The sequence below is a fragment of the Gelidibacter sp. genome, from assembly GCF_053579655.1.
The window spans coordinates 45906-64147 of record NZ_JBMDWE010000006.1 but is presented as its reverse complement, the minus strand read 5'-3'; the positions used below and the strand labels follow the sequence as shown (position 1 = coordinate 64147).

Sequence of the window (18242 nt, the reverse complement as noted above, 5' to 3'; positions counted from 1 at the left end):
CAAATTAAGATTTGGCTCTAGATAACTAAAAGTTATAATTGGAGCGTACAAATTTTTCAAAAAACTCCATGACTTTGGAATTGTAACCTGTCCTTGAAACAAAATAAAACCAACGTTCCATGCTGATATCTTTAATGTCAATAATTTTCAGTTTGTTGCTTGTCAAATCTTCCGTCAGGGAATGGATGGATAGAAAAGCATAACTGTCCGAATGGTACAAATAATTTTTAATGGCCTCTGTACTGTTGAGGTGCAGAGTAGTATTGAGATTGGTAATATTGTTCTCCTTTAAAATGTCGTGAATAATATCTCTTGTTCCAGAACCTAACTCTCTTTCTAATAATGGAAGATGTTGTATGGTTGATTTGTCAATCGTGTTATTCTTTATCGATGTGTTTCTGACATTTGTAACCAACACAATTTCGTCTTTGATGAATTTTTTAAAATGCAGTTGTTTATTTGTGTTTTTGCCTTCCGTAATTCCAAAGTTTAGATGTTCATTTAAAATGAGACTTTCAATTTCTTCTGAATTTCCACTTGTAATCTCAAAATGCACTTGGGGATATTGCATACTAAATTTTGCCAAAATTTTCGGGATGATATAATTGGCCGCAGTGGTACTCACTCCAAAATGAATATTTTCTGGCAAAGCATCCTTCAGGAGCAGGAATTGTTGCTCCATTTCATCATAAATGCTCAAAATGCGATTAACATAGATTAAAAAGGCTTTACCATCGTCAGTAAGTTCAATAGAGTTTCGTTTTCTGATGAAGAAATTGCTTTTATAAGCTTCTTCTAAATTCTTTATGGTTTTTGAAACTGCAGGCTGAGAAATGAAAAGACGTTCTGAAGCCTTGGTAAAACTTAAATGTTCAGCCACAACTTTAAATATGTGCAATTTGGTTTTCATCTTACTTTTTTCTGCTCAACGTCAATCCGTCACGAATAGGAAGCATAACGGTTTCAATCCGATCATCATCTTTCAGGAGTTTGTTATATTCCATTAAACCCTCCGTTGATTTATCATCTTTTTTTAATGGTTCAATCACTTTTCCGCTCCAAAGCACATTGTCAGATAAAATGATGCCGCCGGGGTTTAGTTTGTCAATGATTAAATGAAAGTACTTGCTGTAGTTTTCCTTATCGGCATCAATAAACACAATATCAAAATTGATTTTCAATTGCGGGATGATGTCTAAAGCATCTCCTAAATGCTGATGGATTTGTTTTCCATATCCTGATTCATCAAAATACTTGCGTTGAAAATCCACCAACTCTTCATTGATATCTATGGTATGAAGCTCGCCATTTTTTTGAAGTCCTTCAGCTAAGCACAATGCGGAATAGCCCGTGTATGTCCCGATTTCCAAAATGCATTTTGGGTTCGCTATCTTCGAAATGATACTTAATAATCGGCCTTGGTAATGCCCGCTGAGCATCCGCGGCTGCAGTATTTTCTGATGCGTTTCTCGTGATAATCGTTGTAATAATTCTGGTTCGTCCTCAGAATTTGCGGTAATGTAATCATCCAAAGCTTCTGGTAGGAAATTCATGATTTTGAGATGTTTATTTGGTTTATTATTTTTTTTAAATCTTCAATTGAAGTTTTGTCAAGTACCATCGTATTAATGATCATTTCTGATTGCTTAGTCATTAATTTATACTTGCCTGCATAGTAAGTGATATCGGTAATCTGATCCAGATTGATGCGTTTTGGAAGGAGATCGTGTTTGGTTAAAATCCCGTTTTTTATAGTGGCATAATGGACGGTTTTTTTATAAATATAAGATCCCAGAAATCCAATACCAATGGCTAAATAACCATAGCCAAAATAACTTTCAGTTCTAAAAAAGAAATAAAAACCGAAAATAAGTAGCCATAAAATGCCAAATAATAAGATCGTAAGAAGCTGCTTTTTAGAATATTTAAACTGTAGTGTTGATGTCATTAATTCCCTAATATTCTATTTATTAATTTTTCTTTTGCCGCTTCATCATCGCCACACAACCATTGGATCACGTTGTCTTCCCAAATGGCATCATGCTCTTCTTCGGTAATGATTTTGCGTTCCATGGCCAAATCTAAGATTTTTCCAGGGTATGAGGATTGTTGTGCACTTTCCATTTCCCCCAAAGGATAAGGATCGTCCAGTCCCATAATGACTTGTTTATAACCTTGATTCTTAATCAAGAGTTGTAAGCTTCCAGTATCATGTACCAAAGTGTCAAAGAAGATGTTTTTGTGACCCACCGCTTTTCTTGGGTGGCTTTTGCCCACAAATAAATCTGGTCGGCCATCAAATCCTTGAATGCGTCGCCCTAAATTAATTTGTGCCAACTGGCCACCATGGGCGAAACACGTGCGCATATTTGGATATTTATCCTGATAGCCATTTAAGGTTAAAAAATGATAGGCATCCGCACATTGCGCCAACATCCAAATCAAATGGAACCGCCATGACGTGTTTTCTAATTTGATGAATTTTTCGCCATCATATGGATGGATTTCCACGGCTAAATTATATTTATTGGCCAATTCAAAAATGGGCTCATTTTCTTCATCAAAAATACAGCGCCAGGTGCCGATTGTATCCATGTAATGGGTGGGCAAACACAATAATTGCATCCCCAATTCTTCCACGCAACGTTCAATTTCCCAACAAGCACCTCTTACAAATCCAGGATGAACCACAAATCCGCAAGTAAATTTACTCGGATGTTCCCTTTGGATTTTTGCATTAAAATCATTTTGAAATCGCAAGGCCTGTTTCATTTCTTCCACACGCAAACCGTTGCCGTACAATTGCGACAGATTTAAAACGACCGCATGATCAATTTTAAAACGCTCCATCCATGCCAATTTATCATCCAAAAAGAAACTTGAATCCGTCACAGGACGGCTCCAATCTTTTTGCAGCATGAATTTCCGATCCTTATCGACCCAAAAAATCTCTTTATCCTTCATAAATTGAGGGATTTCTTCCGGATAGGGTAGAAGATGCGAGTGGCCGTTAATTCTTAATTTTCTTTTCATATCACTCCCTGCGCAGGCAGGGATCTTGTTAATTTGAGTTCAAATCTGATTTAATTTGAAAATGTTATTCTTGTTTTTTAATAGAAGATTTTTTGAGATTAGCTCCAATCTGCCTTAATGTTTGGCTCCGCTGAATCTAAAGGGTTTTTATTTCGGCAAGCTCAATATATCACAAAGGAATTTTTTGCTAATCAATCTTAACCTTCTTAGGAGGCTCCATCAATTCGCCGCAGTTCGGACACTTGCGTTTGTTCTCGTCACTATAATATTTATCAAATATTTTTGGCATATCCGTTTCGATATTCTCAACCGTAAAATCCTCCTCATATAATTGCGTCGTACAGTTTTCACAAAACCAAAGCAGTGCATCGCGCATGCCTTCCGGTCTTTTATATTCAATCACCAATCCCACGGTATTTGCGCCACGTTGTGGCGAATGTGGCACTTTTGGAGGTAATAAATAAATATCCCCTTCTTTGATATGCACATCTTTTGGCGTGCCCTTATCGATTATTTTCAAAACGATATCGCCTTCAATTTGATAGAAGAACTCAGGCGTTTCGTTATAATGATAGTCTTTTCTATTATTCGGACCGCCAACAACCATGACAATAAAGTCGCCATCTTGCCAAACCACTTTATTTCCAACCGGAGGTTTCAATAAATGACGGTTTTCTTCAATCCATTCCTTGAAATTAATGGGAGATACTAGGTTCATAGTTTTGTTTTTTGGGCGTGTCCCTAGCGGGTCGGGCTCTCGGCAGTCGCTCTCTGCGAGGAGCTCCAACAATGCCTCCATCCCTCACGCAGATTCAGCAATTAAAATTAAGTATAAAACGGCAGAACAGAAAGTGTTTAGTCTTCGTTCTTTGGATTAAATTCCATCAATGATAAAGATATTTCATATCCACTAGTCAAAAAATAACAGTTTATAAGCAGACCTCAGAGGTTTTCCTCCTTCGCTGAAGCTTCGGTGGATAATTAAAAAGTTGTGAGGACTGATATTGCGGGTATGTAAATATAGCTTTATGCAAGGCGAGGCATTATTTTTAGTATCTATTGGAAATTCTTCAATCCTAGAAATTTATAGAGATACTAGGTTCATAGTTTTGTTTTTTGGGCGTGTCCCTCGCGGGTCGGGCTCTCGGCAGTCGCTCTCTGCGAGGAGCTCCAACAATGCCTCCATCCCTCACGCAGATTCAGCAATTAAAATTAAGTATAATACGGCAGAACAGAAAGTGTTTAGTCTTAGTTCTTTGGATTAAATTCCATGAATTAAAAAGATTTCACTTATCAACTAGTTAAAAAAGTTGCTGTTTATAAGAAGAGCTCACACGTTTTTCAATTTTGCTGAAGATTCGGTGGATAATTAAAAAGTTGTGATGACTGATATTGCGGGTAGGTAAATATAGCTTTATGCAAGGCGAAGCATTAGAGTTAATAACTATTGGAAATTCTTCAATCCTAGAAATTTATAGAGATACTAGGTTCATAGTTTTGTTTTTTGGGCGTGTCCCTCGCGGGTCGGGCTCTCGGCAGTCGCTCTCTGCGAGGAGCTCCAACAATGCCTCCATTCCTCACGCAGATTTAGCAATTATAATTAAGTATAAAACGGCAGAACAGAAAGTCTTTGTTCTTTTATCTTTACTCCTATTTTCACAATGATTTCGTACGTCCGCCATCAACAGGAAGATTCACTCCGTTGATATAACTTGCACAGTCGCTCGCTAAAAATGTAACGGCATAGGCCAATTCCTCAGGTCTTGCAAAACGTTTGGCAGGAACGCCACTTTTCATGGCGTTGGCTGACTCTTCAACACTATTGCCCGTTTTAACCGAATTGTTTTTGATGATTTCTGCCAGACGATCCGTGTCCGTGGCTCCTGGAAGCACATTATTGACTGTAATTCCAAATTGTCCAAGCTCATTGGCCAAAGTTTTGCTCCAATTCGCAACAGCGCCACGTATGGTATTACTTACTCCAAGACCGTCCAAAGGTTGTTTTACCGAAGTAGAAATGATATTGATAATTCGTCCATAACCTTCTTCTTTCATAAATGGAACAACTGTTTGTGCCAAAACATGATTGCACTTTAAATGGTGGGTAAACGCATTTTCAAATTCCTCAATCTTTGCGGTAAAAACTGGTCCTCCTGCAGGGCCTCCCGTATTGTTTACCAAAATATGGAAGCCGTGATTTTTTTTGATGAAATCAGAAACCTTATTTTGTAATTCGTCAGGGTTTGAAAAATCGGCCGCGATATAGCTATGTTTTTTTGAGTTGGACAATTCAGAAATAACCTGCTTTAATTTATCTTCATTTCTAGCCACTAAAGTCACGATTGCACCTTCATTAGCTAATGATATGGCAGTTGCTTTACCTATTCCTGCTGTACTTCCGCAAACTAATGCGAATTTGTTGTTTAGTTTTAAATCCATAACATACTCCCTGCGAAGGCAGGGATCTTTTAGGGTTAATTAATTGGATTAAAGAAAATAGAATATAGAAAATAGACTTGAAAATGGTCTTTGTTCTTGATTCTATGATCTTTGTTCTTTTTCAATACTTTATACAAACATTCTTCGCCTCCGTAAAAAAACGTAAGGCTTCAAATCCGCCCTCACGACCAATGCCAGATGCTTTTACGCCACCAAAAGGTGTTCGTAAATCGCGCATCATCCACGTATTTATCCAAACAATTCCAACTTGCAATTGATTGGCCATTCGCATTGTGCGTTTTAAATCGTTCGTCCAAAGGGTTGCTGATAATCCGTATTTGACTTTGTTGGCCATTTCCAAAACTTCAACTTCACTTTCAAAAGGCATAATAGTGACCACAGGTCCAAATATTTCTTCTTGATTGATGCGGCAGTCATTTGAAACGACTTCAATAACGGTCGGTTCCAAATAATACCCGTTTTCATAACCCTTCACAACTACTTTATTGCCACCGCAAAGAATTTTTCCGTGTTCTGCTTTAGCAATTTCTATATAATCCATCACTTTTTTGAAATGTTGTTTGGATACTAAGGCACCGATATTGGTTGATGCTTCTGATGGATGTCCAACTTTAAGCGCTTTGACTTTGGCGACAAAATCTGTTTTGAATTTGTCGTAGATGGAAGCTTCTACAAAAATACGGCTGCCGCATAAACAAATCTGACCTTGATTGGAAAACGAGGAACGTACTGTCGTAGTCAACATGTCGTCATAATCACAATCAGCAAAAATGATGTTTGGATTTTTTCCGCCCAATTCCAAAGACAATTTTTTAAATAGTGGTGCGGCAACTTTGGCAATTTGAGCGCCTGTTGCTGTACCGCCAGTAAAGGAAATAGCCTTAATCCCTGGGTGTTCTATGATGGCTTGACCTGTAGTTGTTCCTAATCCATGAACAATGTTTAGCACACCTTTTGGCAAACCTGCTGCTGTGCAAATTTCGCCAAGTAAATAAGCGGTCATCGGTGTAACTTCACTTGGTTTGGCAACCACACAGTTTCCTGCCGCAATGGCCGGGGCGATTTTCCAAGTAAAGAGATAGAGTGGAAGGTTCCAAGGTGAAATACAACCCACCACACCAATAGGTTGGCGCAAGGTAAAGTTGATGGCATCCTGACCGACGCTTTCGTGACTTTCACTGGCAAATTGTGTAATGGCATTCCCGAAAAATCGAAAATTACTCGCCGCTCTTGGAATGTCAACTTCCTTTGCTAGCGATACCGGTTTTCCATTGTCTTTGCTTTCAGCTTCGGCTAAACGCTGCAAATTATCCTCTAATAATTCTGAAATCTTGATAAGGATTCTACTGCGTTCTTCGAAAGTGGTTTGTGACCAGCTTGGGAATGCGGATTTAGCCGCGAGATGCGCGTTTTCTACATCGGCTTTGGATGAGTTCGGGATTTTTCCGTAGACTTCGCCAGTAGCTGGGCAATAGTTATCCAGCCAATTGTCTTGAATTGGATTGATGTACTGACCGTTGATGTAGTTTCGTATTCCTGTGGAGGCAGGAATCTCATCTTGTTTCTCTCTATTTGCCACCAATTCACGAATTTTATTTTAAGACCTCTCAGGTTTTAAAAACTGAGAGGTCTGTCAAATTATTGTTTTTTATATGCGACCACCTTAATCTCTACCACCAAATCCGGATGTGGCAATTGATGCACCGCCACAGTCGTTCTGGTTGGTCCGGTTTCTTTATCAAAAAATTCAGCGTAGGCTTTATTGTAACCTGCAAAATCATTCATATTAACTAAAAATGACGTGACATCCACCACGTCTTTCAGAGATGCGCCTTCTTTGGCGAGATTCTTTTCAATGTTTCTAATGACCTCGCGAGTCTGGACTTCGGCATTCAAATGTTTGGTGCCTAAGTTGTCAATGATGTCAACACCGGCAATGGTATTGTCTGCACGACGTGAACTGGTTCCAGATACATATATAAAATCGCCAGCACGTTTAGTGGCAGGATAGGCGCCTCTTGGTGTGACACCAGTTCCTGCGCCTGCCTGTTCGTTAGACAGGGCGGTTGGAGCCTCTTTTTTTTCTCTACTCATTTTTTTTAATCTTATAAGTTGTTGTCAAGACCTCACAGGTTTTATAAAAACCCTTCCGTCTTCAATTCCTTTACTGGAATTGAATCCACCTTCCCTTACAAAGGGAAGGAGTTTTTGTTAGGTTAATGCTTAAGATTTTTCGCTACCATATCGTCTTCTAAAATTTCTTCGGTCACAGTTTTTACTTTTTCTAAATTGGTTTTTAAATCGTCGTTGAGGTCAATTATCTTGTCGGCCAACATATTCAAGATGGCTTTGTCTTGTGCACGACCTCTTAACATCGCTTCTCTGTAACCAATATTCTCCTGAAAGGTAACCAATGAATATTTTGAAGAATAGTCGTTTGGGAAATTCTTTTCCAAGGCCATCTCCAAGTTACGCTTTTCTCTGAAAATAGCTTTGTTGACGTGGCCTTTCATTTCATGGAAATTGTCCATTGACAAATCGGCGATGGCATCGGTGTCTTGTTTACGATTCTGTTCATAGACTTTAAAGACGGTTTCCCAGTCGTCATGATCTTCATCCAAAACTTTATCAAATATGGTCACATCTTCAAAAGACGCATTCATCCCTTGTCCATAAAAAGGTACAACGGCGTGTGCGGCATCGCCCATTAAAAGCGTATTACCTTTATAATGCCAAGGCGAACATTTTACGGTCCCTAAGGGCGATGTAGGATTGGTAAAGAAATCATCCACCAGATTAGGCATCAATTCCAAAGCATCCTTAAAGTACTTTTGGAAAAATTCGATCACTTTTTCAGGAGTGGTCAAATTGCCAAAATTGTATTCGCCGTCCTCATAACTTAAAAATAAAGTTACCGTAAAACTGCCGTCCAAATTCGGTAAGGCAATCAACATAAAACTATCACGACCCCAAATATGTAAGGCGTTTTTATAGGTTTTGTAATCGCCGTTTTCAGTTGGATGGAAGCTGAGTTCTTTGTAGCCATGCGATAACCAGTCTTGAGAAAAACTGAATAGGAATTTTTTGCCTAAAAAATAACTTTGTCGCATGACTGAACCTGCACCATCGGTAGCGATGATAATATCAGCATCTTCTACAAATTCATCTTTAGAATTATGATCTTCAAATAAAGCTGTGGTTTTTTCGAAGTCCACAGATTTACATTTTTTATTGAAATGAAATTTGACATTCTCATGTTTTTCGGCTTCGTCCATCAATAGGGCATTCAATAGGCCACGAGAGATAGAGTTGATGTATTCATGATCACGCCCGCTGTAAGGTGCCATGACCATGTTGCCCTCCACATCATGCAACATCCGTCCATTCATTGGGATGCAAAGTTCTCTGACTTTATCTTCAATGCCGACCAGTTTCATCGCTTTAAACCCTCTATCTGAAAGTGCCAAATTGATGGATCGACCAGCGCTGATTTCTACGGTTCGTAAATCTGGACGCATTTCGTAAACATTTACGTTATAACCGCGCTGACCTAAACGTAAAGCGAGTAAGCTGCCGCAAAGTCCTGCGCCGATGATGAGTATGTTTTGTTTGTCTTTCATATATTCATTCCCGCGAAGGCGGGAATCTTCTGTTTTAAATAATTATTTTCAACCCTTCCGTCTTCATTCCCTTCATTTCGACAAGCTCAATGACCAAGCGAAAGAATTTTTGACTCAGGCGCGTTTTGAAATATAGCTACAAATGAAATTTCTCCTGTTTTTAACGTCGTGCTTCATGCCTTGAACTTTCTGCTTTATACAGCCTTCAGGTTATTTTAATATCTCTCTCATCTTCTCCACCAAATAATAAACATCTTGAAACGAATTGTATAAAGGTACAGGCGCACAACGAATCACATCAGGTTCGCGCCAATCACTAATAACACCAGATTCAGTCAACTGCTGATGCAGTCGCTTATCGGCATTTTTTACTTGAATAGATAATTGACATCCGCGCTCATCTGGATTTGACGGCGTGATGATTTTGATATCCTCATGGTTGAGTTCGTGGATTAAAAACTCAAAATACCCTGTGAGGTGTTTGGATTTTTGGGTTAGTTTTTCCATGCCGACTTCGGCAAAAATATCCAATGATGCTCTTATGGCTGCCATCGATAAAATTGGCGGATTACTCAATTGCCAACCTTCAGCACCTGGGAGTTGGTCGAATTCGTCGCGCATTTTAAAACGTGTTTCCTTATTATGGCTCCACCAACCCGCAAAACGGTTCAGATCTTTATTATAGGCATGTCGTTCATTTACAAAACAGCCGCCCAAACTTCCTGGGCCAGAATTGAGATATTTATAAGTACACCAAACCGCAAAATCAGCACCTGAATCGTGTAAGTTCAGTTCTACATTTCCAGCGCCATGCGCACAGTCAAATCCAACCATGCAACCGTGCTTATGGCCAAGTTGCGTAATACGTTTCAAATCAAAAAACTGCCCGGTGTAATAATTAACGCCACCAATCATGATCAATGCTATATCATCGCCATGTTCGTTCAGAATAGCTTCTAAATCGTTATAATCAGCTAATTCTTCGCCTTTTCTGGCTTTCCAAAGAATCAATCCATCTTTGGCATCAAAACCATGATGACGCAATTGGGATTCAACGGCATATTTATCTGACGGAAAAGCGTCCGCTTCAATCAAAATTTTATAGCGTTTTGGAGTCGGTTGGTAAAAAGACACCATCATCAAATGAAGATTGGCGGTCAAGGTATTCATGACAACGACTTCAATAGGTTTCGCACCCACAACTTTAGCCATGCTTTCGGTTAGGAATTCGTGGTAACGTAGCCAAGGATGTTTCGCTTCCATATGCCCTTCAACACCGAGGTTTGCCCAATCTTCCAATTCCTGATTAATATAATCTTTGGTTGATTTGGGTTGAAGACCGAGTGAATTACCAGTCATATAGATCACATCTTTCCCATGCTTGTCTTTTGGAATGTGGAAACGATTTCTGTAAGGTGCCAAAGGATCATTTTGGTCTTGTTGTTTAGCGTATTCTAAACCTAATTTGTAGTTTGACAAGGTATGTGATTTACGGTTCTACACAAAAATAGGAATTATAAGTTTAGAAATGTGGTCAGAAAAATGGAGAATTTAAAAGATGAAAAGATTATTTGCGTTTGATGTTATGTTGAAAGTCAGGCATCATTTTATCTTGAAAGTTAGGTGCGCGACATGGTTTTTCTAAGCTTTATTTGACAAAAAAAGAGCTTCAACTTGGTTAGTGGAAGCTCTTTCAATATCTGGGGACGCATCTGCAAAATATTCTATGAATATACCTTATAGGTCCTATACTCATAGTTTGGATGTTTTCATTGATTTAAAAAAAACAATTAGTCCATGACTTTAATGTTGGTAAAAGAAAGTTTCCAGTTAATATCTGATCTTTTATGGAGTTTTGATATTTTAATGCCTTTGAAATCTTCATAATCTTCCCAAGTTGTGGTCATGGTGGGTTCTTTCGAGTTTCCTTTTCTATAATTCCATTCTTTTAAAAGATAATCATCACCAAAAAATAAATCGTAGGCATCGCCAGGCGTATAACCACCTGTATTTGGGTAAGTGATGGTAATTTTGTTCAGTTGGGTTTTGCTGATAGGTGCTTCGACTATTGAGGTTTCAGAAATGGTGATTGTCTTATCCCAAACCAAATGAAAGGGTGCCAACAACCAATATTTGTCATTTATAAAAGCTTTATCGGCATTCATAGAGCTGCTATCCACTGATTTCTGATTGTAGGTAACGGTATCTTTTCCCGAAATCATGGTGATATCGTCTGTTTTAGGATGCCAAGTCCACGACCGTTCAAAATGCGTAGTGTCCTTATCAACATTAAAGGTAAACTGTAATTCGGTTACGTTTTTCCAGTTCTGAATTCCATTGGCATTGGCGATTTTTTCAGCTGTGGTCCATTCTTTTACAATGGTTTTAGGTTCTTCTTTTTGCTTACAAGAAAAGAATAAAGCAATTAGTACGAGGGAGATTAATGAATTTTTCATATCCTGTTTTTATGTAAAGATAACGATGAATGATTTGTAAGTTTTAATTTTAGTGTTTAAGATACATTAAAAAAACCTGACAGGTTTTTGAAACCTGTCAGGTTTGGAAAATTCTATTTTTTAATTAACTCTGGAAATTTCGCTTTAAAACGTTCATATCTTGGGATGGATACGTTTTGGATATAGGAGTTGTCAGGATGTTTTTTTTCATAATCCTGATGGTAATCTTCGGCAACCCAAAATTTTTGAAAAGGATAAACTTCTGCCGCAATGGGTTCATTGAGTTTCTTTGCCAACGCTGCTTTCTTTTCTTCAATGATATTTTTCTGGGCGTCATTCTGATAAAAAATGATGGAACGGTATTGTGAACCTTTGTCGTTGCCTTGACCATTGACTTGGGTTGGGTTTTGAGAACCGAAATAGACATCGACCAAGGTTGCAAAACTCACCACATTGGGATCGTAAATAACTTCAACGGATTCAGCATGTCCAGTTGTACCAGTATTGTTTGATTCGTAGGTTGGATTTTGGGTATGGCCTCCAGCGTAACCACTAATAACTTCGCTAACTCCTTTCACATGCTCATAAATGTTTTCGACACACCAAAAACACCCACTGGCAAAATAGGCTTTTGCTTTTCCGTCCTTCATAGGAACTTCTACGGGTAAGGCAGTTTTCACAGCCTGCTGTTTAGGATTGGTTTGTGCATTGTTCTGGCAACTGAATATAAATATCAGTGATAATGATAAGACAAGTGATTTCATAAGTGTAATTTATTAATTGCTTAACAAGATAAAGGACTAAAGTATATATGAAAGTTACGTCAAAATAAAAAGCCCTTACATATTGTAAAGGCTTTTTAACTATAAATTATATTTTGTTTAGCTTAATTTAGCAAACATTTTTTCCATTTTTTCTTTTTGCTCATCAGCTAATTCGGCATCAACCAATATACGTCCACTGTGCTCATCTGTAATTACCTTTTTACGTGAGGCAATCTCTACTTGCACTTGTGGTGGAATGGTAAAGAAAGATCCGCCAGAAGCACCTCTTTCAATAGCTACAACAGCTAAGCCATTTTTAACATTCTTTCTAATTCTGTGGTAAGCACTTACTAAACGCTCATCAATTGTATTTTGATACTCTTCTGATTTTTTGATCAGTGCAGTTTCTTCTTTTTCAGTTTCAGCTAAAATGGCATTCAATTCGCCTTTTTTGTGCTTCAAATGTGATTGACGGTCTTTCAAACGGTCTTTGGTTTCAGAAATAACTTCTTTTTTCTGATCAATATTGGCTTTAAATTCCTTGATGTGCTTTTCAGCTAACTCAATCTCCAATTCTTGAAATTCGATTTCTTTGGTAATTGAATTGAATTCTCTGTTATTTCTAACGTTTTTTTGCTGCTCGCCGTATTTTTTGATTAAAGCTTTAGCTTCTTCAATAAGATTCTTTTTTGATTTGATATCCTCATCAACGAGTGACAGGCCACCGTTTAATTTTTCAAGTCTAGTATTAAGTCCTTCAACTTCATCTTCTAAATCTCTTACTTCTAAAGGAAGTTCACCTCTAATATTTCTGATTTCGTCAATTCTAGAGTCAATAAGTTGTAGATCATACAACGCTCTTAATCGGTCTTCAACAGAAAGGTCAGCTTTTTTTGCCATAATTATAAATACTTTACAGGATTGGTGTTTATCGTCGATAAAACGATTGCAAAATTAGTAATTTTTTTTGAGAGATACTCGGCTAAAAAGGTTTTTGTGAACTGTTCGCTTTCATAATGCCCAATATCTGCTAAAATCACTTGACCTTCTGCTGAAAAAAAGTCGTGGTATTTTAAGTCAGAAGTAATGAAAACGTCGGCCTGTGCTGACTTTGCCGCTGCAATAGCAAAACTTCCGGAGCCTCCAAGCACTGCAATACGCTTGACTTTATTTTTGGTTAATTTTGAATGTTTTACACAAGAAACCTTCATTTTTTGCTTTACGAAATTTAAAAATGCTTCGGTTTCCATCTCATTTTCAAGCTCGCCAACCATTCCCATGCCAATGTGTTGATTGTAATTATCTAAGGTGGTCACTTCAAATGCGACTTCTTCGTAAGGATGGCTTTGAAAAAGTGCGTTCAAAATGTTGCGTTCCAAATGTTTTTGAAACGTTACTGAAATCTGGGTTTCTTGCTCCTGTCGATATTCCCCGCGTTTGCCAACTTTAGGATTGGACGTTTCGTTGCCTTTAAAAGTGCCAATGCCTTCCGTATTAAAACTACAATCGGCATAATTGCCAATGGTGCCAGCGCCAGATTGAAACAATGCTAGTCGTAAAGCCTCAGCATCCTTTTGTGGAACATAGGTAGTCAGTTTTTTGATAGTGCCTTGTTGCGGAAGTAATATTTTTTTATTTTCGATACCTAAAGTATTGCAAATAATGTCGTTGACGCCTTGTAGACAATTGTCCAATGCCGTATGAATGGCGTAAATAGCAATATCATGTTTAATGGCCTTAAGGACGACGCGCTCTACATAATTGGAGCCGTTCAATTTTTTTAGACCTTTGAAAATGATGGGATGGAAGCTGACAATTAAATTGCAGTCTTTCTCTATGGCTTCATCCACAACACTTTCAAGAGTGTCCAAGGTCACTAAAACGCCCGTAAGTGGATTGTTTTTATTACCCACCAACAAGCCAACGTTATCAAAATCTTCGGCATAAGCTAAAGGTGCCAATTCTTCGAGATAATTGATGACATCTTGAATAATCATATTGTTTTTAGTTTTTAGGTTCCTTACAAAGATAAAATATTATATTTTCGTGGTAAACAAGTCCTTTGATTATTATGAAATACATAATTATCCTCTTTTTCTCAATAAGTTTATTGGCCTGTCAATCGGGGAATAAAAAGTCTTCTGATGTTGAAGGGTCGGATTTGGATCTTCCAAATTCCGATTTGTATGAACCTCTTGACAGTGAGGCGTCTTCTGAAGATGAGAACTATCAGGTGGCACTCGATTTTATCAATTCTTACATTGAAAGTATTAATCACCTTGAAATTCTCGAATTTGCAAGAAAATCTCCTCTTGCCACTGATAAATTAAAAACAGAATTAGAAAACATCGTCATCTTGGCTTGGGAGGCAAATCCAAGAATTGGTTTATTAGCGGATCCTTTGGTTGACGCTCAGGATTATCCTTCTGAAGGTTTTGAATTGGATACATTTGATCCGAAAACAGGATATGTAATGGTTAAGGGAATTGATTGGGAGGATTTTAAAGTAGCTATGAGAGTGGTTAATGAAAATGGACACATCTTAGTTGATGGTTGTGGTGCTGTCAATATGCCTGAGAATAAGCGTGCTGAACGATAAAATGATCAAAAGACGTTTCTTTACAGAAAATACTTAGCTGTATTTTCTCTTAGTTGCAATAACTTTGCCTGCATGATGAAATTAATAAGGTATTTACTTTTCCCTGTTGTTCCAGTTTATTATTTGGTAACCTGGTTGCGAAATAAATTATATGATTGGGGAATTAAAAAATCAACTGCTTATGATTTTCCTGTGATATGTGTTGGGAATTTAAGTGTTGGAGGCACCGGTAAAACGCCCATGATTGAATACTTAATTCGTTTATTAAAATCTGATCATCATATTGCAACGCTTAGCAGAGGTTATAAAAGACAAACCAAGGGTTTTGTTGTGGCTGATAAAAATGCTACGGCATTAACCATCGGAGATGAGCCTTTTCAGTTTCATCAAAAGTTTGAAGATGTTGTTGTGAGTGTTGATGGCGATAGAGTCCATGGGATTTCTCAATTAATGGCATTGCAAAATCCTCCTGAAGTGGTGTTACTCGATGATGCATTTCAGCATCGAAAGGTAAAAGCGGGGTATCACATTTTATTGACTTCCTATGATGATCTTTATACAGACGATATCTTATTGCCGACTGGAAATTTAAGAGAGCCCAGACAAGGTGCCAAACGCGCTGATATTATCGTAGTGACTAAATGTCCCGAAAATATATCTGAAAAAAAGAAAAAGAAAATTAAAGCTAAGATAAATGCTTTAGCGCATCAAGAAGTGTTTTTTGCAAGTATTGCCTATTCTAATTCTATAAGAAATGCTAAAGAACATCTGGATTTAAAGACGCTTAAGAATCGATCTTTTACCCTGGTCACAGGAATTGCCAATCCCAAACCTTTAGTGGAGTATTTGACAGCTTTAGGCTTGCAGTTTGAGCATTTGAAATTCAAGGATCATCACGATTTTAATGAAAGTGATCTGAGTAATTTAAAACAAAAACAACTGATTGTCACGACCGAAAAAGATATGATGCGTTTGCAGCCTCATTTTGGTGACCGTGAAGCCATCTATTATTTGCCAATTGAAATGAAAATTGATAGACAATTACAATTTGATAAATTGGTAGGTAGTTTTGTTAAATAGACGTTGAGGATTTCTTGTTCTTTTTTAGAACATTATACAGTTTCTTTTCAAAATCTTCCTGCTTGAAAGGCTTCGAGATGATGTCATCAAAACCTGCTTCGTCAAATTCATGCATTTTATCTTCAATAGTTACGGCAGTAAGGGCGAAAATAGTCAGTTCCTTATCAAAGGTTCTAATAATTTTTGTGGCTTCAAGTCCGCTGATACCAGGCATGTGGATGTCCATCAGGACGATGTCATATTGTTCTTCTTTGACGCGTTCCACCGCATCTTCGCCATTGTCAACAACATCACAATAAAGGTTCATTTTATTTAAAATCTTTCGGGTTATCATTTGGTTGATTTTGTTGTCTTCAACAACCAAAATTTTGATATTTGTCAAGTCCAAAGCATTGAGTTTGTTAAGGGTTTTAGGTTTTTCGCTAATTACTGGTTCTGTTGCAAAGGTCATAGGGATTTCAAAAAAGAACGAAGATCCTTTCCCAAGTTCGCTCTTTAAGTAAATTTTTCCTTTTAAAATGTCAATAAGTCCTTTTACAATGGAAAGGCCAAGCCCGGTTCCTCCGTATTTTCGGTTGATTTGAATCGAGCCTTGAGAGAAGCTTTCAAACATGTGTTCTTGTTTCTCTCTGGTTATTCCAATGCCGTTATCTTCTATTTCAAAGCGTATCGTATAGTTGTCTTTGGTCTGATTTAGTTTTTTCAATCTCACCCAGATATCGCCATCTTTTGTGAATTTAATCGCGTTTCCAATAAGATTAATCAAAATTTGAGAAATCTTTAATTGGTCGGCCATAAATGTGGTTGGTAGACCATCATCATATTCATAATGAAGTTTTGTGTTATTGTCCGAGGCTGAATTGCTTAAGGCAGAAATCACATTTTCTACCTTTTTCTTCAGATTGAAAACTTCAGGATCCAGTTCAACTTTATTCGCCTCAATTTTATTGATTTGCAGGATATCATTAATAAAGGTCAATAAGTAATCCCCAGAAAATTTTAACGATTTCAGGTGCGGCAACTGGTCAGGTTTTGGTTCTTCATCCAAAAGCATATTGGTTAAACCTGTCACAGCATATAATGGTGTCCTGAGTTCGTGAGTAACGGTAGATAAAAAGTTGGCTTTTGTTTTCGACGCTAGCTCCGCTTTTTCCTTTGCAATAATAAGCTCATCATTTTTTTTATGAAGCATATTATTGGTTTTAAGTCTGATATTGTTGTTTTTGTAAAGCGATAAGGTCAATAAAGATAGAATGGTGATCAACGCGATACTCAAAATGGTTGTAATCCTTGTCAAATTATTCGACGCATCGGCTTCTTCGAGCTTAACTTCCATTTGTTTAAACTCAGAATCTTTATATTCATTTATAAACTGCGATTTTCTTTCTGGCGATAGGTTTTCGCGTTTAATATTTAATAGCGAGTCTGATAAACTGATATGTTTTCTTAAATATTCATTGGCGAGCTTATAGTCTTCATTTTCTTGATAGATATCGCTAAGCGTGAGATAACTATCAGTGATGTATTCAGGAATATTATTGCGCTCGGCCAATTCCAGTCCCTGCTTGGCCAAAGAAAGTGCCAAGTTTGAATTACCTAATTTTTGTTGAACTTTGCCACTGCTGATGTAGGCACTGCTTAAAATACCCACTTGATTATATTTTTTGGCTAGAATAATCGTTTTTTCGAGCATGGCCTTAGCTGTCTTATAATCTTTCAATTGAATATAAACTTTGGCTTCGTTTAAACTGACATCTGAAATTAGACGTTCAAGACCTTCTTCTTCAAATCTGGATTTGGCAGAATTAAAATATTCCAAGGCCGTTTGATATTCTTTTTTACTCGTATATAAGATGCCACGAACATTGTAGGTAATGGCCAAATTAGCGTAATCATTGGTTTCTCGCTGCAATTCTGATGCTTTTGTTAAAGAAACTAAGGCGTTTTCGGGCTCTTCAACTATAAACTGAACTTTCGCGATTTTGGTGTAGATGCTGCCTTGCCTTTTTTTGTCGTTAATTTGTTTGGCAAGCGTTAATGCCTTTTCGAGATTTTCTTTGGCATTATAATAGTCACCACGCTCAGTTTCAAAACCAGATTGAGTAATGTAGTTTTGAATGCGCATTTTTATAATGTCAACATCTTGGTTAACACTATTTTGAGAGAATAGTATAGAAGATGTTAGAACAAAAAAAGCAACGATATAAAATTTGTATTGGGACATTTCTGG

At 37.5% G+C, this 18242-nt stretch carries 17 protein-coding genes; 2 read left to right on the top strand and 15 right to left on the bottom strand.

Going from position 1 to position 18242, the window contains the following annotated elements:
* Nucleotides 1-25: 25 nt before the first annotated feature.
* The 14 genes from ACOH2D_RS04970 to ACOH2D_RS04905 form a co-directional block, all read right to left on the bottom strand.
* Nucleotides 26-910, bottom strand: a complete 885-nt coding sequence (locus tag ACOH2D_RS04970) for a LysR family transcriptional regulator (RefSeq protein ID WP_348035529.1) — start codon at nt 908-910, stop codon at nt 26-28.
* A 1-nt stretch (nt 911) separates the two neighbouring features.
* The gene (locus ACOH2D_RS04965; protein WP_348035527.1) at nt 912-1553 is read right to left on the bottom strand and encodes an O-methyltransferase; all 642 of its coding nucleotides are present in this window, start codon (nt 1551-1553) and stop codon (nt 912-914) included.
* Entirely contained in the window at nt 1550-1948 is a 399-nt protein-coding gene (locus ACOH2D_RS04960; RefSeq protein ID WP_348035526.1) for a hypothetical protein, read from the bottom strand. Before ACOH2D_RS04960 ends, ACOH2D_RS04965 begins: the two co-directional genes overlap by 4 nt.
* Nucleotides 1948-3033: an amidohydrolase family protein gene (locus ACOH2D_RS04955; RefSeq protein WP_348035525.1), complete on the bottom strand. Its 1086-nt coding sequence runs from the start codon at nt 3031-3033 to the stop codon at nt 1948-1950. Before ACOH2D_RS04955 ends, ACOH2D_RS04960 begins: the two co-directional genes overlap by 1 nt.
* Before the next feature lie 187 nt (nt 3034-3220).
* Nucleotides 3221-3751: a 3-hydroxyanthranilate 3,4-dioxygenase gene (locus ACOH2D_RS04950; RefSeq protein WP_348035523.1), complete on the bottom strand. Its 531-nt coding sequence runs from the start codon at nt 3749-3751 to the stop codon at nt 3221-3223.
* Nucleotides 3752-4689: 938 nt separating this feature from the next.
* On the bottom strand, nt 4690-5472 hold the full coding sequence (locus ACOH2D_RS04945; RefSeq protein WP_449534538.1) for an SDR family oxidoreductase: 783 nt from the start codon (nt 5470-5472) through the stop codon (nt 4690-4692).
* 121 nt (nt 5473-5593) lie between these two features.
* Complete coding sequence (locus ACOH2D_RS04940) at nt 5594-7072, bottom strand: aldehyde dehydrogenase (protein WP_449534537.1); 1479 nt, start codon at nt 7070-7072, stop codon at nt 5594-5596.
* 59 nt (nt 7073-7131) lie between these two features.
* A complete protein-coding gene (locus tag ACOH2D_RS04935; RefSeq protein WP_348036998.1) occupies nt 7132-7587 on the bottom strand; it encodes a RidA family protein in 456 nt (151 codons plus the stop codon).
* Nucleotides 7588-7709: 122 nt separating this feature from the next.
* A complete protein-coding gene (locus tag ACOH2D_RS04930) occupies nt 7710-9113 on the bottom strand; it encodes an FAD-dependent oxidoreductase (RefSeq protein ID WP_348037000.1) in 1404 nt (467 codons plus the stop codon).
* A gap of 210 nt (nt 9114-9323) precedes the next feature.
* The gene (gene kynU / locus ACOH2D_RS04925) at nt 9324-10592 is read right to left on the bottom strand and encodes a kynureninase (protein WP_348037002.1); all 1269 of its coding nucleotides are present in this window, start codon (nt 10590-10592) and stop codon (nt 9324-9326) included.
* 311 nt (nt 10593-10903) lie between these two features.
* Complete coding sequence (locus ACOH2D_RS04920; RefSeq protein WP_348037004.1) at nt 10904-11569, bottom strand: hypothetical protein; 666 nt, start codon at nt 11567-11569, stop codon at nt 10904-10906.
* Nucleotides 11570-11682: 113 nt separating this feature from the next.
* Nucleotides 11683-12333: a peptide-methionine (S)-S-oxide reductase MsrA gene (gene msrA / locus ACOH2D_RS04915; RefSeq protein ID WP_348037006.1), complete on the bottom strand. Its 651-nt coding sequence runs from the start codon at nt 12331-12333 to the stop codon at nt 11683-11685.
* A 117-nt stretch (nt 12334-12450) separates the two neighbouring features.
* Nucleotides 12451-13233: a zinc ribbon domain-containing protein gene (locus ACOH2D_RS04910; protein WP_348037008.1), complete on the bottom strand. Its 783-nt coding sequence runs from the start codon at nt 13231-13233 to the stop codon at nt 12451-12453.
* Between the two features lie 2 nt (nt 13234-13235).
* On the bottom strand, nt 13236-14330 hold the full coding sequence (locus ACOH2D_RS04905) for a Nif3-like dinuclear metal center hexameric protein (protein ID WP_348037010.1): 1095 nt from the start codon (nt 14328-14330) through the stop codon (nt 13236-13238).
* A gap of 74 nt (nt 14331-14404) precedes the next feature.
* Between ACOH2D_RS04905 and ACOH2D_RS04900 the strand changes: the two genes are divergently transcribed.
* Both ACOH2D_RS04900 and lpxK read left to right on the top strand, forming a co-directional pair.
* Nucleotides 14405-14932, top strand: a complete 528-nt coding sequence (locus tag ACOH2D_RS04900) for a hypothetical protein (protein ID WP_449534536.1) — start codon at nt 14405-14407, stop codon at nt 14930-14932.
* Between the two features lie 72 nt (nt 14933-15004).
* Nucleotides 15005-16012, top strand: a complete 1008-nt coding sequence (gene lpxK / locus ACOH2D_RS04895) for a tetraacyldisaccharide 4'-kinase (protein WP_449534535.1) — start codon at nt 15005-15007, stop codon at nt 16010-16012.
* Here the strand turns inward: lpxK and ACOH2D_RS04890 are convergent.
* On the bottom strand, nt 16005-18236 hold the full coding sequence (locus ACOH2D_RS04890; RefSeq protein WP_449534534.1) for an ATP-binding protein: 2232 nt from the start codon (nt 18234-18236) through the stop codon (nt 16005-16007). The two genes, lpxK and ACOH2D_RS04890, sit on opposite strands and share 8 nt — an antisense overlap.
* Nucleotides 18237-18242 lie beyond the last annotated feature (6 nt).